This window comes from Pseudomonas sp. Sample_20, assembly GCF_004307585.1.
Lineage (GTDB): Bacteria > Pseudomonadota > Gammaproteobacteria > Pseudomonadales > Pseudomonadaceae > Aquipseudomonas > Aquipseudomonas atacamensis.
The window spans coordinates 1-18908 of the sequence record NZ_RCOA01000080.1; the positions used below are offsets into that span (position 1 = coordinate 1).

General features: G+C 61.8%; 14 protein-coding genes and 1 pseudogene. 2 read left to right on the forward strand and 13 right to left on the reverse strand.

Translation table 11 applies throughout. The features are described from left to right. A partial coding sequence (locus D8U70_RS17135) for a 16S rRNA (uracil(1498)-N(3))-methyltransferase (protein ID WP_347238404.1) occupies positions 1–83 on the forward strand: 83 nt, incomplete at its 5' end. A 95-nt stretch (positions 84–178) separates the two neighbouring features. Then, a complete protein-coding gene (locus tag D8U70_RS17140) occupies positions 179–2095 on the forward strand; it encodes a methyl-accepting chemotaxis protein (protein WP_122705145.1) in 1917 nt (638 codons plus the stop codon). 253 nt (positions 2096–2348) lie between these two features. On the opposite strand, the gene mdoH is transcribed toward D8U70_RS17140, so the two are convergent. The 13 genes and pseudogenes from mdoH to D8U70_RS17210 form a co-directional block, all read right to left on the reverse strand. Next, positions 2349–4919, reverse strand: coding sequence for a glucans biosynthesis glucosyltransferase MdoH (mdoH, locus tag D8U70_RS17150; RefSeq protein WP_073471586.1), 2571 nt, complete (start codon positions 4917–4919; stop codon positions 2349–2351). Then, complete coding sequence (locus tag D8U70_RS17155; protein WP_162098724.1) at positions 4912–6693, reverse strand: glucan biosynthesis protein G; 1782 nt, start codon at positions 6691–6693, stop codon at positions 4912–4914. Before D8U70_RS17155 ends, mdoH begins: the two co-directional genes overlap by 8 nt. 305 nt (positions 6694–6998) lie before the next feature. Then, positions 6999–7436: a D-aminoacyl-tRNA deacylase gene (gene dtd / locus D8U70_RS17160; RefSeq protein ID WP_122601419.1), complete on the reverse strand. Its 438-nt coding sequence runs from the start codon at positions 7434–7436 to the stop codon at positions 6999–7001. Further along, on the reverse strand, positions 7433–8404 hold the full coding sequence (gene pip, locus D8U70_RS17165; RefSeq protein ID WP_073471584.1) for a prolyl aminopeptidase: 972 nt from the start codon (positions 8402–8404) through the stop codon (positions 7433–7435). Before pip ends, dtd begins: the two co-directional genes overlap by 4 nt. A gap of 280 nt (positions 8405–8684) precedes the next feature. Beyond that, positions 8685–9488, reverse strand: a complete 804-nt coding sequence (gene hutG / locus D8U70_RS17170) for an N-formylglutamate deformylase (protein ID WP_130929373.1) — start codon at positions 9486–9488, stop codon at positions 8685–8687. Positions 9489–9498: 10 nt separating this feature from the next. Further along, complete coding sequence (gene hutI, locus D8U70_RS17175; RefSeq protein WP_130929374.1) at positions 9499–10704, reverse strand: imidazolonepropionase; 1206 nt, start codon at positions 10702–10704, stop codon at positions 9499–9501. 131 nt (positions 10705–10835) lie between these two features. Beyond that, the gene (gene hutH / locus D8U70_RS17180; protein ID WP_130929375.1) at positions 10836–12368 is read right to left on the reverse strand and encodes a histidine ammonia-lyase; all 1533 of its coding nucleotides are present in this window, start codon (positions 12366–12368) and stop codon (positions 10836–10838) included. 116 nt (positions 12369–12484) lie between these two features. Further along, positions 12485–14008 carry a histidine ammonia-lyase gene (gene hutH, locus D8U70_RS17185; RefSeq protein ID WP_130929376.1) on the reverse strand — a complete coding sequence of 508 codons (1524 nt, stop codon included), beginning with the start codon at positions 14006–14008 and terminating at the stop codon, positions 12485–12487. Between the two features lie 184 nt (positions 14009–14192). Then, positions 14193–15023 (reverse strand): glycine betaine/L-proline ABC transporter ATP-binding protein, encoded by an 831-nt coding sequence (locus D8U70_RS17190; RefSeq protein ID WP_130929377.1) that lies wholly within the window; start codon positions 15021–15023, stop codon positions 14193–14195. Then, a complete protein-coding gene (locus D8U70_RS17195; RefSeq protein ID WP_016772087.1) occupies positions 15020–15871 on the reverse strand; it encodes a proline/glycine betaine ABC transporter permease in 852 nt (283 codons plus the stop codon). Before D8U70_RS17195 ends, D8U70_RS17190 begins: the two co-directional genes overlap by 4 nt. Positions 15872–15939: 68 nt before the next feature. After that, on the reverse strand, positions 15940–16908 hold the full coding sequence (locus D8U70_RS17200) for an ABC transporter substrate-binding protein (protein ID WP_071174126.1): 969 nt from the start codon (positions 16906–16908) through the stop codon (positions 15940–15942). Between the two features lie 71 nt (positions 16909–16979). Further along, the gene (locus D8U70_RS17205; RefSeq protein ID WP_130929378.1) at positions 16980–18452 is read right to left on the reverse strand and encodes a cytosine permease; all 1473 of its coding nucleotides are present in this window, start codon (positions 18450–18452) and stop codon (positions 16980–16982) included. A 148-nt stretch (positions 18453–18600) separates the two neighbouring features. Further along, positions 18601–18908 (reverse strand): annotated as a pseudogene (locus tag D8U70_RS17210) (urocanate hydratase); the annotation flags it as partial.

The window sequence follows — 18908 nt, forward strand, 5'->3', positions numbered from 1 at the left end:
CCGGCCTGCAACCGGTGCAACTGGGCGAGCGCATCCTGCGCGTCGAAACCGCCGTCACCGCCCTGCTTGCACGCCTGTTCTGACGCAACCGCGTCGGACAAAAGGCGTTACAGATTGCCATCACCCAGCCGATACAGCCCCTATAAGTCCAATCAAGTGGTCCGAAGGGAGTGGTCGCATGTACCGTTGGTTAGCCGAGAGTCTTGGAAACGTCAGCGTCAAACGCAAGCTGGGCATCGGTTTCGGCCTGGTGCTGTTGCTGACGCTGTTGATCACTTTCACCGGCTGGACCGGCATGAGCGGCATCATCAGCCGTGGCGACAAGCTCGGCTTCATTTCCAGCCTCAATGAGCTGACCAAAGACCTGCGCCTGGCGCGCATGGACTACGACATGCGTCGTGGTGAACAGGGTCCGGGCGCGGTCAATGAATTGCTCAGCAAACTCGAAAGCGGTCTGCAATCGGCACGCGGCATGATCGAGCAGCCATCCGATGTGGCGATGGTCGATCAACAGCTTGCTGCGGTCGCCGAATACAAACGCGCTTTCGGCGAAATGACCCAGGCCACCGTCCAGCGTGAAGACGCGCGCAGCAAGCTTGGCGCCAATGCCGATAATGCCGTGGCCAAGGTCGGCGAAGTCGAAAGTGCACTGCTGCAAGGTGACAGCGTTGCGCAGTACAACGCGGTGATCGAGCTGAGCAAACTGTTGCAGCAGGCGCGCTATCAGGTGCGCGGCTACACCTACAGCGGCAAGGCCGATGCCGAGCAACCGGCGCTGACCGCCATCGACAACGCCCTGAAAAACCTCGAAAGCCTGCCGACCCGAGTGCCAGAGCAGCACATCGCCAACCTGCAGCAGGCCACCGACTCGCTCAAGGCCTATCGCGCCGCCGTCGCTCAGTTCCGTGATTCACAGGTCAAGAACACCGCCGCACTGGCCAACATGTCGGCCCAGGGCGACATCCTGATCGCGGCCAGCAAGAAGCTCACCGAATCGCAAACCGTGGTGCGCGACACCGATGCCGCCCATGCCAAGAACATGCTGCTGATCGCCACTGCGCTGGCGCTGGCCTTCGGTCTGATTGCCGCTTGGGCGATCACCCGACAAATCATCATTCCGCTGACCCAGACCCTGAAGGTCGCCGAGCGCGTGGCCGCCGGCGACCTGACCCACAACCTGGTGTCCCTGCGTCGCGATGAACTCGGGCAATTGCAGCGCTCGATGCAAAGCATGACCCAGGGCCTGCGCGAGTTGATCGGCGGTATCAGCGACGGCGTCACGCAGATCGCCAGCGCCGCTGAAGAACTTTCGGCGGTGACCGAACAGACCAGCGCCGGGGTCAACAATCAGAAGGTCGAGACTGATCAGGTCGCCACCGCCATGAACGAGATGGCCGCCACCGTGCAGGAAGTCGCACGCAATGCTGAAGAAGCCTCAGAGGCCGCTGTCGCCGCTGACCAACAGGCCCGTGAAGGCGACAAGGTCGTCGGCGAAGCTATCGCGCAGATCGAGCGTCTGGCGGTCGAGGTCGGCCATTCCACCGAAGCCATGGGCGAGCTCAAGCGTGAAAGCGACAAGATCGGCAGCGTCCTCGACGTGATCAAGTCAGTGGCCCAGCAAACCAACCTGCTGGCCCTCAACGCCGCCATCGAAGCGGCCCGCGCCGGTGAAGCCGGACGTGGTTTCGCCGTGGTTGCCGACGAAGTGCGCAGCCTCGCCCAGCGCACGCAGAAGTCCACCGAAGAGATCGAAGAGCTGATCGTCGGTCTGCAAAACGGTACCCAGCAAGTGGCGACGATCATGGACAACAGCCGCAGCCTCACCGACAGCAGCGTCGAACTGACCCGGCGCGCCGGCGGCTCGCTCGAAAGCATCACCCGCACTGTGTCGGCGATCCAGGCAATGAACCAGCAGATCGCCGCCGCTGCCGAGCAGCAGAGCGCCGTGGCCGAAGAGATCAACCGCAGCGTGCTGAACGTGCGCGATGTGTCGGATCAGACCTCGGCGGCGAGCGAGGAGACTGCCGCATCCAGCGTTGAACTGGCGCGACTGGGCACGCATCTGCAGATGCTGGTAGGCCGTTTCAAAGTCTGAGTTGATGCACAACCTCGGTTCGCCTGTAACCGAGGTGATGCCATTCGCGAGCAGGCTCGCTCCCACAGGGAAACGCATTCCAAGGTGGGAGCGAGCCTGCTCGCGAAGGCAGCGGCGCGGTTTGCGCGTCGTAGGGAACGGGCGCGCCAATTCGGCGACGGATGCTTTGCACTGGTTTTAGGTTTGATCGGTGTTTGTTCGCAGCTCAACAGCGGACATAAAAAAACCCCGCTGAATCAGCGGGGTTTTCTCATCAGGCCGGCTGAGCCTGCAGGCTCACCGGTCGCAGCGGCAGCAACGGCGCATGCGGATCGGCTTTCACCGAAGCGCGCCAGGCGTCCAGCCACTCAGCGTGACCTTCGGCCCAGACCTGCTCGTGCAAACGTGCCAGTGCAACAGGGTCGCTGAGCAGTTGCAGGCGATCATGGTTGTTCAGCCCGGCCGGGCCGACCTTGATCGCGTGTCGCACGCGTTCCTGACGCAGCCACTCGATCGGCTCGGCCTGGCCGTGACGCGAGGTCGCCAGCGAGCACGCCAGGGCGTTCTGCTGAGGATCGACCACGGCGCGGACGAAGCCGTCGTTGAGGGCGTGATAACGGTTTTCGTGGGTGTACTGATCGGTTGCCAGCAAAGCCTGTGGCGGATTGTATTCCTCGGGGATGAGGAACAGGCTCTCGTCACGGGTCTTCAGGCCCAGGCCGACACGGCTGGAGATCACCGATACCGGGATCGACAGCATCAGCGAACCGACGATCGGCACCAGCCACCAGAGGAAGCTCGGGTTCAGCCAGATCACCAGCAGCGCCCACAAGAAGCCCAGCAACGTCTGCGGACCGTGACGCTTGACCGCTTCGCTCCACGGCGTCGAGTCGTCGTCACGCTGCGGCGAGTTCCAGGTCGCGGCCCAGCCGAGGAACGCGGCGAGGACGAAGCGGGTGTGGAAAATCATCCGCACCGGCGCCAGCAGCATGGAAAACAGCATCTCCAGCAGCATCGACAGGGTCACCTTGAACTTGCCGCCGAACTCTTTCGCGCCCTTGGCCCAGATCAGGATGATGCTCAACAGCTTCGGCAGGAACAGCAGCACGATGGTCGTCGAGAACAGCGCGATGGCCTTGTCCGGGTGCCATTGTGGCCACAGCGGATAGAGCTGGCGCGGTTCGAGGAAGTACTGCGGCTCCATCAGCGTGTTCACCGCCAGCAGCGCGGTCGACAACACCAGGAAGAAGAACCACAACGGCGCCGACAGGTAAGACATCACGCCGGTGAGGAACACCGCGCGGTGCACCGGGTGCATGCCCTTGACCAGGAACAGGCGGAAGTTCATCAGGTTGCCGTGGCACCAGCGCCGGTCACGCTTGAGCTCGTCCAGCAGGTTCGGCGGCAACTCTTCGTAACTGCCCGGCAGGTCGTAGGCAATCCACACGCCCCAGCCGGCACGGCGCATCAGCGCAGCTTCGACGAAGTCGTGGGACAGGATCGCACCGGAGAACGCGCCCTTGCCCGGCAACGGCGCCAAAGCGCAGTGGTCGATAAACGGCTTCATGCGGATGATCGCGTTGTGACCCCAGTAGTGGGATTCACCCAACTGCCAGAAGTGCAGGCCGGCGGTAAACAGCGGGCCGTACACGCGGGTCGCAAACTGCTGCATCCGCGCATACAGGGTGTCCATGCCCGACGCACGTGGCGCGGTCTGGATGATCCCGGCGTCCGGCGTGGCTTCCATCAGGCGCACCAGACTGGTCAGGCACTCGCCGCTCATCACCGAGTCGGCGTCGAGCACGACCATGTACTTGTAGTCACCGCCCCAACGACGGCAGAAGTCGTCGAGGTTGCCGCTCTTGCGTTTTACACGACGGCGACGACGGCGATAGAAGATCTTGCCGAAGCCCTTGGCCTCGCGGCAGACATCCAGCCAGGCCTGTTGCTCGGCGACGCAGATATCGGTGTCGTTACTGTCGCTGAGGACGAAAAAGTCGAAGCGATCCAGATCACCGGTGGCCGCTACCGATTCGAACGTCGCACGCAGACCGGCGAATACACGCGGCACGTCTTCGTTGCAGATCGGCATCACCAGCGCAGTACGCGCGTCTTTGGGAATCGGCTCGTTACCGGCGCTTTTCCCGGAGATACGGTATTTATCGTGGCCAGTGAGCAACTCAAGGAAGCCCATCAGTGCGGTCCAGAAACCGGCCGAGACCCAGCAGAACAGAATCCCGAACAGAATCAGGATGCTGGTTTGCAGCGCATACGGCAGCACTTGCGTGGCGGTTTGCAGCAGCGGCTGATGCAGGACTTCTTCCAGATCGACGAACGACCAGCCCTGGTACGGCATGATGCCTTTCATGTACCAGCCGGCAACGATGGTCTGACCGAGCATCAGCAGCAACAGAATGTAGCGGCGGATCGAACCGACGGTGCGCCAGCGCGCGGCCGGCAGGACATTGGCGTCCTTCGGCGGCTGCGGCGGGTTGGTGCGCCCGGTCAGACGGCGCCAGCCACGCACCAGGATATTGGTGCGCCATGGCTCTGGCACGACCTTGGTGCGGCGAATCGGCGGGGTCGCCTTGAGGCTGACCCGACCACTGGCGTCGAGCACCAGCATTTCCGCTTCAGCCAGTTCTTCGGCAGTGCTCAGGGTCAGACGCTTGCCCACCGAAGCCTGGGCGGCTTCGGCAGGGGCGTCGAATGTCGAGGACGACAGGCGTTCATGCAGCTCGCTGAACGACTGGCAACCCGCGAGTTCCGCGCGTTGCTCGTCGGTCATCGGCAGATGCGCCAGATACTCGGACAGAGTCTCTGGCTGTACTGGTGAATTACTCATCGGCAGGCAACTGATAGCTCCAGGTCTCGGTCAGGACTTCTTCAGTCGGCGCCGATTCCGGTGTGGCTGGGGCCGCGTCGGCAGCGACTGGCTGCTTGGCGTCTTTGTTGGCCTTGTCCTTGGCGTCGGCTGCAGGCTTGGCTTCAGCCTGTTTGGCTTCGGCGGCCTTGGCTTCCTTGTCGAGTTTTTCCTGTTGCTTGGCGGCAACCTTGTCAGCCTTGGCGACCGACGAATTGGACGCCGGCACCGATTTGCCCAGATCTGCGGTGACCACCGGCTGAACCAGAGCAGCGCGCATCTCGGTCGCTTTGCTCGGATCCTTGATCTTCATCCGCAGGGTCAAACGCCAGCCCTTGGTTTCCGGGTTGTAGCGCACGCTGTTCTCGACCAGTTCGGCGTTGTCACCGACGCTGACCTGACTGCGCACGTCGGCATCCGGCGTCAGTGCCGCCAGCGATGGGCCTTCGAAGTCGACCAGATAGGCCACGCTGCCATCGGGCTGACGGATCAGGTTCGATTGCTTGACGTCACCGGTCGAACGCAGGGTCTGTGCCACCCAGGCGCTGTCCGGCGCGTGGAGTGCTGCTTCGTCCATGGTCCAATGCATGCGGTAGGCGAAGTCCAGCGGCTGGCCTGGCTCCGGCATTTTTTCCGGGCTCCAGAACGCAACGATGTTGTCGTTGGTTTCGTCAGCGGTCGGAATCTCTACCAGATCGACAGTGCCCTTGCCCCACTCGCCCTTCGGCTCGATCCAGGCACTTGGGCGTTTGTCGTAGCGGTCGTCGAGGTCTTCGTAGTGGCTGAAGTCGCGGCCACGCTGCAGCAGACCGAAACCACGCGGGTTCTCGACGCTGAAGTTGCTCACGGCCAGATGTTTCGGGTTGTTCAGTGGGCGCCAGATCCACTCGCCGTTGCCGGCATGGATCGACAGACCGCTGGAGTCGTGCAGTTCACGACGGTAGTTGAGCACTTTCGACGGCTGGTTGGCGCCGAACAGGAACATGCTGGTCAGCGGCGCGATACCCAGTTTGCCAACCTTGTCACGCAGGAACATCTGCGCTTTGACGTCGACGATGGTGTCGCTGCCCGGACGCAGGATCAGACGGTAGGCACCAGTGGCACGCGGCGAGTCGAGCAGAGCAAAGATCACCAGGTGCTTGTCGCCCGGCTTGGGCTGCTGAATCCAGAACTCGCGGAAACGCGGGAACTCTTCACCCGACGGCAGCGCAGTATCGATCGCCAGACCACGGGCCGACAGACCATAGGTGTGGCCCTTGCCGACGACGCGGAAGTAGCTCGCGCCGAGCATGGTCATGATCTCGTCTTGCTTGTCGGCCTTGTTGATCGGGTACAGCACACGGAAACCGGCATAACCCAGTTGCTCGGTGGCTTTCGGATCGAATTTCAGGTCGCCGAAATCGAAGCGGCTCGGATCGTATTTGATCTCCGAGACGGTATTGGTGGTGATTTCGTTGATTTTCACCGGTGTATCGAAGTGCATACCCTGGTGATAGAAGGAGAGCTTGAACGGCGTCTTCTGATCGGCCCACTCAGCCTTTTCGGTGAGGAAGCGGATCTTCTGGTAGTCCGCGAACTTCATTTCGCGGAATTCGTTCGGCAGGTTGCTGCGCGGGGCTTCGAACTTCTGCCCGGCCAGCTCTTTGGCCTTGGCCGATACGTCGTCAAGATTGAACGCCCAAAGCTGACCGGCGCTGAGCAGGCACAGGAGCGCCGAACCCGCTACCAGAGCACTTCGCATGCGTTTGGCAGACATTTTTGCTGCATTACAGGGACTAACAATCACGAGCAACCCTCGCCGAAAACAGATCAATAAACCAACGGCCAGCTATCTTTATGCCAGGTTGGCGAGCAATGTTCCGACTCCGCCGGGGCAAAATGATTCCCCAATCGGATCCAGACAAGTCTCTACCTAAGTCAAAACGGATCAACGAATGTCGATCCCCGCAGCGCGCGATTATCTAGTAGCCCGGATGACAACGCATTAGGGGTAACAAAGTATTTATCGCGAAAACAGCCTAAAAACAGTCGAAATTGCCGAAAAACATGTTTCAGGCACTGTCAGGTCTGTAACAGGAAGGTTACCGGGCCATCGTTGACCAGGTGCACCTGCATATCGGCGCCGAATCTACCTGATGCCACAGTGCCATGCACCTGTTTCGCCTGACTCAATAAATAGTCGAACAATTCTTCACCCAGCGCCGGCGGTGCGGCCGTAGAAAAGCTCGGACGCAGGCCGCTTTTGGTGTCGGCGGCGAGAGTGAACTGAGAGACCAGCAGCAACCCGCCACCCACATCCGCCAGGGACAGATTCATCTTGCCCTCGGCGTCACTGAATACCCGATAGTTAAGCAGCTTATGCAGAAGTTTGTCGGCGCTGGTACGCGTGTCGTCGGGTTCTACCGCCACCAGCACCAGCAAGCCCTGATCGACCGCGCCGACTACCTCGCCGGCGACCTCTACCCGCGCGCCGCGTACGCGTTGCAACAGCGCCTTCATGCTTCTTCGAGCGGCAGGTCGAGCAGGCGCTGGGCCATTTTGCTCGCGGCGCGCACCAGCGCATCGGTGATGCCCGGCTCGGATGCGGCGTGGCCGGCGTCGCGGATCACCTGCAATTCGCTGTTCGGCCAGGCCTGGTGCAATTCCCAGGCGTTGTCGAGCGGGCAGATCACGTCGTAACGACCGTGAATGATCACGCCGGGCAGATGAGCGATCTTGCCCATGTCGCGAATCAGCTGGTTAGGTTCAAGGAAGGCATTGTTGGTGAAATAGTGACATTCGATCCGCGCAATCGACAGCGCGCGCTGCGGCTCGGAGAAACGATCGACCACCAGCGGGTTCGGGCGCAGGGTCGCGGTGCGCCCTTCCCAGGTCGACCACGCCTTCGCCGCATGCATCTGGGCGATCTGATCGTTGCCGGTCAGGCGTTTGTGGAAAGCGTTGAGCAGGTCGTCGCGCTCGTCCAGCGGGATCGGCGCGATGTAGTCCTGCCAGTAATCGGGGAACAGACGGCTGGCGCCGGCCTGATAGAACCATTCGATTTCCTGCGGACGGCACAGGAAAATCCCGCGCAGAATCAGACCATGGACCCGCTCCGGGTGGGTTTGCGCGTAGGCCAGCGCCAGGGTCGAACCCCAGGAGCCGCCGAACAACACCCATTTTTCAATGCCCAGGTGTTTGCGGATGCGCTCCAGGTCCTCGACCAGATCCCAGGTGGTGTTGTTTTCCAGGCTGGCGTGCGGGGTGGAACGACCGCAGCCGCGCTGGTCGAAGGTGACAATGCGATACAGATTCGGATCGAAATAGCGCCGGCTCTGGGCGTCACAGCCGGCGCCGGGGCCACCGTGGATGAACACCACCGGTAAACCCTCCGGCGAGCCGCTTTCATCGACGTACAGCGTATGGGTGTCATCGACAGCCAGATCGTGCCGGGCGTGGGGTTTGATCTGCGGAAACAAAGTCTGCATTGCGCGCTCCGTAAGGGGTCGAGGTCATCCCTGGGGGGACTCGTATTATTCTGCCGTTGGGCATCATAAACCCGATTTGCGTCAATGAGCATGCTCCGGGGCCTGATCGTTCCCACGCTCTGCGTGGGAACGCCTCTTGGGACGCTCCGCGTCCAGTGACGCGGAGCGTCACGGGCTGCATTCCCACGCAGAGCGTGGGAACGATCAAAACGCGGTGTGTCATTCGGCCTGGTTGTCGGCTGAACGGACGCCTTCGCGAGCAGGCTCGCTCCCACAGCGGTTAGGCGCTGTAGTGAGATTTTGCCCAGACCAGATAGCCCTGCAGCAATTCCCTGAGCACCACCCGCGTCGGTTCGGCGAGGTCGGCGCGGTAGCGGAACGGTTCGAACTCTTCCATGTAGGTGGACTGGCACAGTTCCAGCTGCACGGCGTGGATGTTCTGCGCCGGGTCGCCGTACTGGCGGGTGATGTGCCCGCCTTTGAAGCGACCGTTGAGCACATGAGTAAACTGCTCGTGCCGCGCGCAGATCACTTCCAGTTCAGCAGCCAGTTGCGGATCACAACTGGCGCCATTGAAGGTGCCGAGGTTGAAGTCCGGCAGTTTGCCGTCGAACAGGTGCGGGATGATCGAGCGGATCGAGTGCGCATCGAACAACAGCGCGTAGCCGAATTCGGCTTTCAATCGCGCCAGCTCTTGCTGCAAGGTGCGGTGATACGGCGTCCAGATCTGCTCCAGGTAAGTCGCGCGCTCCTCTTTCGACGGTTCCAGACCTTGCTGAAACAACGGAATGCCGTCGAACAACGTCGCCGGATACAACCCGGTGGTCGCCCCGGCATACAACGGCTTGTCGTCGGACGGCCGGTTGAGGTCAATGACGAAACGCGAATACTCAGCCGCCAGGGTACTCGCGCCCAGTTCCTCGGCAAAATCGTAGAGCTGCGGGATATGCCAGTCGGTGTCCGGCAAACTCTTCGCGGCGGGGATCAACCCGGCTTCGACAGCCGGGGTCAGACGCACGCCAGCGTGGGGCATGCTGATCAGCAGCGGCACGCGGCCTTGTTTGAAATTCAGTACCTTGTCCACAACCGTTCTCCTACAGATTCGATTCGACGCCGTGACGCACGACGCGCTTGTCCAGATCGCCACCGAGCCAATAGGCCAGATCCGCCGGACGCTCGATGTCCCACGCCACGAAATCAGCGACCTTGCCGACCTCCAGCGAGCCGTGGGTCTGCGCCATGCCCAGCGCCTGCGCGGCATGAAGGGTCGCCCCGGCCAGAGCTTCTTCCGGGGTCATGCGGAAACAGGTGCAGGCCATGTTCAGCATCAGACGCAACGACAGCGCCGGCGAGGTGCCGGGGTTGAGGTCGCTGGCGATGGCGATTTTCACCTTGTGCTTGCGCAGCGCTTCCATCGGCGGCAACTGGGTTTCGCGCAAGAAGTAGAACGCGCCTGGCAGCAGTACGGCGACGGTGTCGGCGGCGGCCATGGCGATGGCATCGTCCTCGTCCATGAACTCCAGATGATCGGCGGACAAGGCTTTGTAGCGCGCGGCGAGGCTGGAGCCGTGCAGCGAGGACAACTGCTCGGCGTGCAGCTTTACCGGCAGTCCGAGTTGTTGCGCGGCGACGAACACCCGCTCGACCTGCTCCGGCGAAAACGCCAGGTATTCGCAGAACGCATCCACGGCATCGACCAGACCTTCGGCGGCAAGGGCCGGGAGCATCTGCTCGCAGACCAGATCGATGTAGTCGTCGGCGCGATCCTTGTACTCCGGCGGCAACGCGTGCGCCGCCAGGCAAGTGCTGCGGACGCTGATCGGCAGCTCTTCGGCCAGGCGCCGGATGACCCGCAGCAGCTTGCGCTCGTTGGCCAGATCGAGACCGTAGCCGGATTTCATTTCCACCGTAGTCACGCCGTCGCGCATCAGGCTTTTCAGGCGTTTGGCGGCGCTGGCGAACAGCTCGTCCTCAGTGGCTTCGCGAGTGGCGCGCACGGTGCTGGCGATGCCGCCGCCCTGCGCGGCGATCTCGGCATAGCTGACGCCTTGCAGACGCTGCTCGAACTCACCGCTGCGGTTGCCGCCGAACACGGTGTGGGTGTGGCAGTCGATCAGACCGGGGGTGACCCACGCACCCTGCAAATCATTGACCGCCGGGTATTCGCCGGACGGCAATTGAGTGCGCGGGCCGATCCACTCGATCAGCGTGCCGGACGTCACGATCGCGGCATCCTCGATGATCGAATAGGCGCCGTTGGCCATGGTTGCGACGTGGCAGTGTTGCCAGAGGGTTTTCATCCCGGTTCCTCTTATAGTGATCGTTCCCACGCTCTGCGTGGGAATGCAGCCCGTGACGCTCCGCGTCACTGGACGCGGAGCGTCCCTTGAGGCATTCCCACGCAGAGCGTGGGAACGATCAGTGGGTAGGGTTAAAGGCTCGGCAAAAGCTTCGCCGGCACCAGCTCGGTCAAGCACCGCGACGCCAGCAATTGCGTCGCCGCATTGATGTCCGGCGCAAAGAAGCGGTCCTTTTCATAGAACGGCACTTCCTTGCGCAAAATCGCCCGCGCCTGTTCCAGCTTCGGCGAGGTCTTCAGACCGTTGCGCAGATCCAGGCCCTGCACTGCCGCCAGCCATTCCACGGCGAGAATGCCGCGAGTGTTCTCAGCCATTTCCCACAGCCGCTTGCCGGCGGCCGGGGCCATCGACACGTGGTCTTCCTGGTTGGCCGAGGTCGGCAGGCTGTCCACCGAATGCGGGTGGGACAACGCTTTGTTTTCGCTGGCCAACGCCGCAGCGGTGACCTGGGCGATCATGAAACCGGAGTTCACCCCGCCATTGGCCACCAGGAACGGCGGCAGTTGCGACATGTGCTTGTCCATCATCAGCGAGATGCGCCGCTCGCTCAGCGAGCCGATTTCAGCGATGGCCAGGGCCATGTTGTCAGCGGCCATGGCCACCGGTTCGGCGTGGAAGTTGCCGCCGGAAATCACGTCGCCTTCAGCGGCGAATACCAGCGGGTTGTCGGAAACCGCGTTGGCTTCCACTGCCAGCACATCAGCGGCCTGACGGAACTGGGTCAGGCAGGCGCCCATGACTTGTGGCTGGCAGCGCAGCGAGTACGGGTCCTGGACCTTGTCGCAATTCTGGTGCGAGGCGGAGACTTCGCTGCGCTCACCGAGCAGATCGCGGTAGGCCGCAGCTGCATCGATCTGCCCTTTCTGCCCACGTGCGGCATGAATGCGCGCGTCGAACGGCGAGCGCGAACCGAGCACGGCTTCAACAGTAAGACTGCCCAGCGCCACTGCACCGGCAAACAGGTCTTCGCCTTCGAACAAACCGCGCAGGGCAAACGCCGTGGAAACCTGGGTACCGTTGAGCAGCGCCAGACCTTCTTTAGCCGCTAACGTCAGCGGCGCCAGGCCGGCGACTTTCAGCGCTTCGGTGGCCTCAAGCCATTCGCCCTTGTAGCGGGCCTTGCCCTCGCCCAGCAGCACCAGCGACATGTGCGCCAACGGCGCCAGATCCCCCGACGCACCGACCGAACCTTTCAACGGAATATGCGGATAGACCTCGGCATTGATCAGCGCGATCAGCGCATCGATCACCTGCCGACGGATCCCGGAAAAACCACGGCTGAGACTGTTGACCTTGAGCACCATGATCAGTCGCACCAGCTCATCGCTGATCGGCTGGCCGACCCCGGCCGCGTGCGAGAGCACCAGCGAACGCTGCAGGTTTTCCAGGTCTTCACTGGCGATGCGCGTCGAGGCCAGCAGACCGAAACCGGTGTTGATGCCGTAGGCGGTGCGGTTCTCGGCAAGGATCTGCTCGACGCAGGCGACGCTGGCCTCGATCTGCGCGCTGGCGCTGTTGTCGAGGGTCAGTGTGACCGGGTTCTGATAGACGTCACGCAGTTGGGCCAGGCTCAGTTGGCCGGGGATCAGATTCAGCGCAGTCATTAAAATGCTCCTGTCAGGCATTGTTATTAACTACCAGTCGCTCCGGAGCATTCCGTTATCCGTCGTTTCTCGTCTTGTGAACGATCCACGCCTTGGCACGCTGGTATGGGTAGTTGTCAGTGCAAATTCGGTAGAACGTTGTGCGGCAGATTCGGGTCTTTCAGCACGGTCGCAGCGGCAGCGATATCCGGCGCCAGCCAGCGATCCTGATCGTAGGCGGGGACCGTTTCGCGCAGCAGTTTCCACGCGCAGTCAGTGCCCACGCCAAAGCGCTGTTCCTTGAGGAATTCAAACGCCTGCGCCGCCAGCAGGTATTCAATCGCGAGGATCTGCGTGCAGTTTTCCAGCGCGCGATGCAGCTTCAGCGCGGCGTTGGTGCCCATGCTCAGGTGATCTTCCTGCAGGCCCGAGGTGATGTAGTTGTCGAGCACCGCCGGTTGCGCCAATTGGCGGTTTTCCGCACACAGTGATGCGGCGACGTATTGCACGATCATCATCCCCGAGTTGACCCCGGGATTGGCCACCAGAAACGCCGGCAGACCGCTGACGTGCGGATTGACCAAACGGTCCAGACGACGCTCGGCAATCGAGCCGATTTCGGCCATGGCAATCGCCAGCAGATCCGCAGCCATCGCCACGGATTGACCGTGGGGGTTGGCCTGCGACATCACCCGGAAATTGTCCGGGGTGCCGAGCAGTAACGGGTTGTCGGTGCAGCCGTTGAGTTCGGCTTCGACCTGTTTGATCGCATGCTTCAGTTGATCACGGGCGGCGCCGTGGACCTGCGGGATCGAACGAATGCTCAGCGCATCCTGAGTGCGAATGCCTTTGCTCGCAGCGATCACTTCGCTGCCATCGAGCAAGGCGCGCAGGTTGTTGCCGACCTGCTGCATGCCCTGGTGCGGTTTCAGCGCGATGATTTCCGCATCGAACGCATCGATCTGACCGCGCTGGGCTTCGAAACTCATCGCACCAATGACATCGGCCCATTGCAACAGCCGCGTAGCGTCGGCAATCGCCAGGCAACTGAGGCCGGTCATGCACGGCGTGCCGTTGACCAGACACAAGCCATCCTTCGCACCGAGTTGCACTGGTTGCAGGCCTTCTTCGGCCAACGCCTGTTGCGCCGAGGTGATCTGCCCGCGATAGCTGACATTACCGACGCCGAGCAGCGCGATGCCGATGTGCGCCATGTGCGTCAGGTAGCCCACCGAACCCTGCGACGGCACCTGCGGAGTGATGCCGCGATTGAGCAGCGCCAGCAGCCCTTCGACCACGCGCCGATGCAGGCCGGATTTGCCGTGGCTGTAGTTGTGGATCGCAGCGCAGATGATTGCGCGGGTCTGCTCGTCGCTGAGCACCGGGCCGACACCGCAGGCATGGCTGAGCAAGGTGTTGCGCGAGAGTTGGCTGAGCTGTTCGTCCTGCAGCGAGACGTTGGACAGACCGCCCAGACCGGTGTTGACGCCATAGGCGCGCTCGCCGCTGGCGACGATGCGCTGAACGATGGCCTGAGCGTTGTCGATGCGCGCCCAGGTGTCGCTGGACAGATCCAGCGGCGCACCGTGACGGGCGACAGCGACCACGTCCTGCCAACGCAGAGGGCTGCCTGTGATAACGATTTTTTCAGCCTGGGACATCTAAAACCTCATACCAATTCTGTTGATGCCGGTAACCCTGTGGTGAGGGGATTTATCCCCGTTCGGCTGCGAAGCAGTCGTAAAACCGGCCACCGCGGTCTGTCTGACAGATTTGCGGGCATGGTTTGGGGCGGCTTCGCCACCCAACGGGGATAAATCCCCTCACCACAACGGCCACTCAGCGTCACACCACCGCCGCCCGCCGCTGTACGAACCGGTCGACATACTCATCCGCCGGCGAATGCAGGATCTCTCTTGGCGTACCCACCTGGATCAACCGGCCATCCTTGAGAATCGCGATGCGATTGCCGATGCGCACGGCTTCGTCGAGGTCGTGGGTGATGAAGACGATGGTTTTGTGCAGGGTCTTTTGCAGTTCCAGCAACTGGTCCTGCATTTCGGCGCGGATCAGCGGGTCCAGCGCACTGAACGCTTCGTCCATCAGAATGATGTCGGTGTCCGCCGCCAACGCACGGGCGAGGCCGACGCGCTGACGCATGCCGCCGGAGAGCTGGTGCGGGTATTTGTTTTCGTAGCCTTTGAGGCCGACGGTGTTGATCCAGTGCAGCGCGCGTTCGGCGCAGACCGGCTTGCTCTCGCCGCGCACTTTCAGGCCGTAGGCGACGTTATCAAGCACGGTCTTGTGCGGCAGCAGGCCAAAGCTCTGGAACACCATGCTGATCTTGTGCCGACGAAATTCGCGCAGGGCTTCCATGTCGTACTGCAGGATGTCCTCGCCATCGACCAGAATCGCCCCGCTGGTGGGGTCGATCAGGCGATTGAAGTGCCGTACCAGGGTGGATTTGCCCGAGCCGGACAGGCCCATGATCACAAAGATTTCGCCGGTGCCGATGCTCAGCGACAAGTCGTTCACGCCGACCACGCAACCGGTTTCGCTGAGCACCTGATCCTTGCTCTTGCCCTGGCCGACCATGGCCAGCGCATCCTTGGCGCGGTTGCCGAAAATCTTGAAGACGTTGCGCACTTCGATCTTGCTCACGCTTGCGTTGCTCATTTGCTCACCTCATGGCGTGGCCGACCGTACGCTTGAGTGATGCGGTCGATGACCACCGCGAGAATCACGATCGCCAGGCCGGCTTCGAGGCCACGGCCGACGTTAAGGGTCTGAATCCCCACCAGCACGTCTTCACCGAGGCCACGGGCGCCGATCATCGAGGCGATCACCACCATCGACAGGGCCATCATCGTCGTCTGGTTGATCCCGGCCATGATGCTTGGCAGCGCCAGCGGCAGTTGCACGCCGAACAGTTGCTGCCAGCGGTTGGCGCCGAAGGCATTGATCGCTTCCATGACTTCGCCGTCGACTTGGCGAATACCAAGGTCGGTCAGGCGAATCAGCGGGGGCGCGGCGTAGATCACCGTGGCGAAAATCGCCGGCACCTTGCCCAGGCCGAACAGCATCAGCACCGGAATCAGGTAAACGAAACTCGGCATGGTCTGCATGATGTCGAGCAGCGGCATCAGCACCGAACGCAGGCGATTGCTACGCGCCGAGAGAATCCCCAGCGGGATGCCGATCAGCACCGAAATGATCGTCGCGACCATCATCAGCGCCAGGGTCTGCATGAGCTTGTCCCATAGGCCAACGGCGCCGACGAGGAACAGCAGACCGACAATGACTGCCGTGGTCACGACTTTGCGCGTGGCGTGCCAGGCGATGACACCGACGATTGCCAGCATCAACCACCACGGCGCCGCACGCAGCAGACCCTCGAGACTGACGATGGCCCACAGCAGCGTGTCGGAGATGTGCCGGAACACGTCGCCGTAATTGGTCACTAGCGAATCGACCCAACCGTTGACCCAGTCGGCGATGGAAAAGGTAAAGCTTTCGGGAAACATAAGGGACTCTCAATCAAGGGGTTGCGATCAAGCGTCCGGCTGCCGTGCTGGCAGCCGGGAAACCTGACCTACAAGGCCGCGTCGATTTTCTTGGCTGCGTCGTCGCTCACCCATGCGTGCCAGACTTCAGGATGTTCCTTGAGGAAGATTTTCGCCAGTTTTGCCGACTCGATACGTTCCTTGGCCATGCGCCCGAGGTTCTGATTAAGCAGGTCGATAGGCAGGTTGACTTTCTCCAGCACGGCGACCAGTTCCGGAGCTTCGTCGTGGAAGGTTTTCGACAGGCCGACCTTGATGCTCACGGTCTTGTCGACGCCGGGTTTCTCTTCCAGTTTGACTGCATCGATCTGGCCCATCAGCGGCGTCGGCGACCAGTAGTAGAAGAGGATCGGCTCGCCACGCTTGTAGCTCGACAGCACCGCCGCATCCAGCGCAGGTCCTGTGCCTGGGCGGAAGTTGGTGTAGCTGTTTTCCAGGCCATAACTCTTGAGCATTTCGCTGTTGTCGAGCTCGCAGGTCCAGCCGGCCGGGCAGTTATAGAAGCGGCCCTTGGACGGCTCTTCGGCGTCCTTGAATACGGCGGAATACTTGCCCAGATCAGCGATGTTTTTCAGGTCCGGGGCTTTTGCCTCGAGCTTGCGCTTGGCGTCGCCTTCGATCACGTAACGCGGCACGTACCAGCCTTCGACAGCGCCCACCACCGGTGCACCGACGCCAACGACCTTGCCGGCCTTCTCGGCCTTGTTCCAGACCTCGCTGCGGCCGACCCACTCTTCGGCAAACACTTGAATATCGTTACTGCTCAGGGCGTTTTCCATGGTGATGGAATTGCCCGGCAGGCTGTCGGTCTTGCAGCCGTAACCTTTCTCCAGCACCACTTGCAGCACGTCGGTCAGGAGCATGCCGCTTTCCCAGTTCAGCCCGGCGAATTTCACCGGTTTGCCCGATTCGCACCAGCCGGCGGCTTGCGTCGCACCGGCACTGGCCAACAGGCCCATGGACAGCAATGTGGTCAGCAGGGTCTTGTTCGATTTCATTGTCGTGACGCTCCTAATCATGAATGGGCTTACGGCAGTTCAAGAGGCATCCAGCCTGGTCCACGTCCAGATCAGGCCTGCGCCGCAGCGCGACCGGCCCCGCTCGTTTTTGCTTGTTGGGTGCTGTTCTGCTCGACCGGCAGAATCAGGCGATCGGGCACTGCGCTGTGCCATTTCTTTGCGCAGAAGTAATAGACGGCGGCCGGGAGAATCAGGCCGATGACCCAGGAAATGTCCACATCACCGAGGGCGGCCACCAGCGGCCCGGTGTAGAACTTGGTCGAGATGAATGGCAGCTGCACCAGCACGCCGAACACGTAGACGCTGATACCGAGCAGGTTCCAGCGGCCGTAGCGGCCGTTCGGATCGGCCAGCGCCGGCACGTCGTAACGCTCGCGGGTGATGCAGTAGTAGTCGACCAGATTGATCGCGCTCCACGGGGTGAAGAAGGCGAGCAGAAACAGGATGAACGACTTGAACGCACCGAGGAACGAGTGCTGCCCGAGCAGGGCAATCAGCGTCGCCGCGCCGACGATGAACAGCACGAAGATCAGCCGCTGCATGCGAGTAACCGTCAAGTGTCCTTTGAACCCGCTGATGATGGTGGCGATGCACATGAAGCTGCCGTAGGAGTTCAGCGTCGAGATGGTCACTTTGCCGAACGCGATGCTGAAATACAGCAGCGCGGCGGTGGCGCCGGTACCGCCGAGCCCGACGATGTAGGCGACTTCATGGCCAGCGAATTGACCGTTGGCTGAAGCGGCGGCAAACACACCGAGGATCATCGCCACCTGCGCGCCGATCACCGAGCCGGCACCGGCGGCGAAAAAAGTTTTCACCGATGAAGTGGCGCTCGGCAGGTAACGCGAGTAGTCCGCTACATACGGGCCGAAAGCGATCTGCCAGGACGCCGCCAGCGACACCGCCAGCAGAAAGCTGCTCCAGCTGAAGTGGCGGATTTGCAGGAGCGCACCGACGTCGGTCTGGCTCATCAGCCGCCAGAACAGGAACACAAAAGCGATCACGCCAATCACGCTGGCGACGCGGCCGATCCAGTGGATCACCCGATAGCCGAGCACTGTGACCAGCACGATGACACTGGCGAAAATCAGGATGCCAACACTGTCGCTGACACCGAACAACTGCCCCAGCGCCTGCCCGGACAGCACCGTTCCGGTGGCGGTGAAACCCAGGTACATCAGGCATACCAGCACGATCGGAATCGCAGCGCCATAAACGCCGAATTGCACACGACTGGAGATCATCTGCGGCAAGCCCAGTTTCGGCCCTTGCGCGGCATGCAGCGCCATCACACCACCGCCGAGCAGTTGGCCGATCAACAGACCGATCAACGACCAGAACACATCACCGCCGAGCACCACGGCCAAGGCCCCAGTGACGATCGCGGTGATCTGCAGGTTGGCGCCCATCCACAGGGTGAACTGACTGAACAGACGACCGTGTCTTTCCGCTTCCGGGATGTAGTCGATCGAACGCCTTTCGATCAACGGTGTACTGCCTGCACGTTCGTTGTTAACCGCCATGATTCAACCTCTGTGGATTGCTATTCGGGTTCACTGAAATTCCTCTGTGGGAGCGAGCCTGCTCGCGAATCGGGTGTATCAGGCACAGCAGTAGCGACTGACACGACGCCTTCGCGAGCAGGCTCGCTCCCACATAAACCAGAGCGTGTTACCCGCCAGTGATCATCGGCAGATTCAGCCCCTGCTCTTTCGCACAGTCGATGGCAATCTGGTAACCGGCATCGGCATGGCGCATGACGCCAGTCGCCGGGTCGTTGTGCAGCACACGAGCAATGCGCTCGGCAGCCTCATCGGTACCGTCGCAGACGATCACCATCCCCGAATGCTGCGAGAAGCCCATGCCGACGCCGCCGCCGTGGTGCAAGGAGACCCAGGTCGCGCCGCTGGCGGTGTTCAGCAGTGCGTTGAGCAGCGGCCAGTCGGAGACGGCGTCGGAACCGTCCTGCATCGATTCGG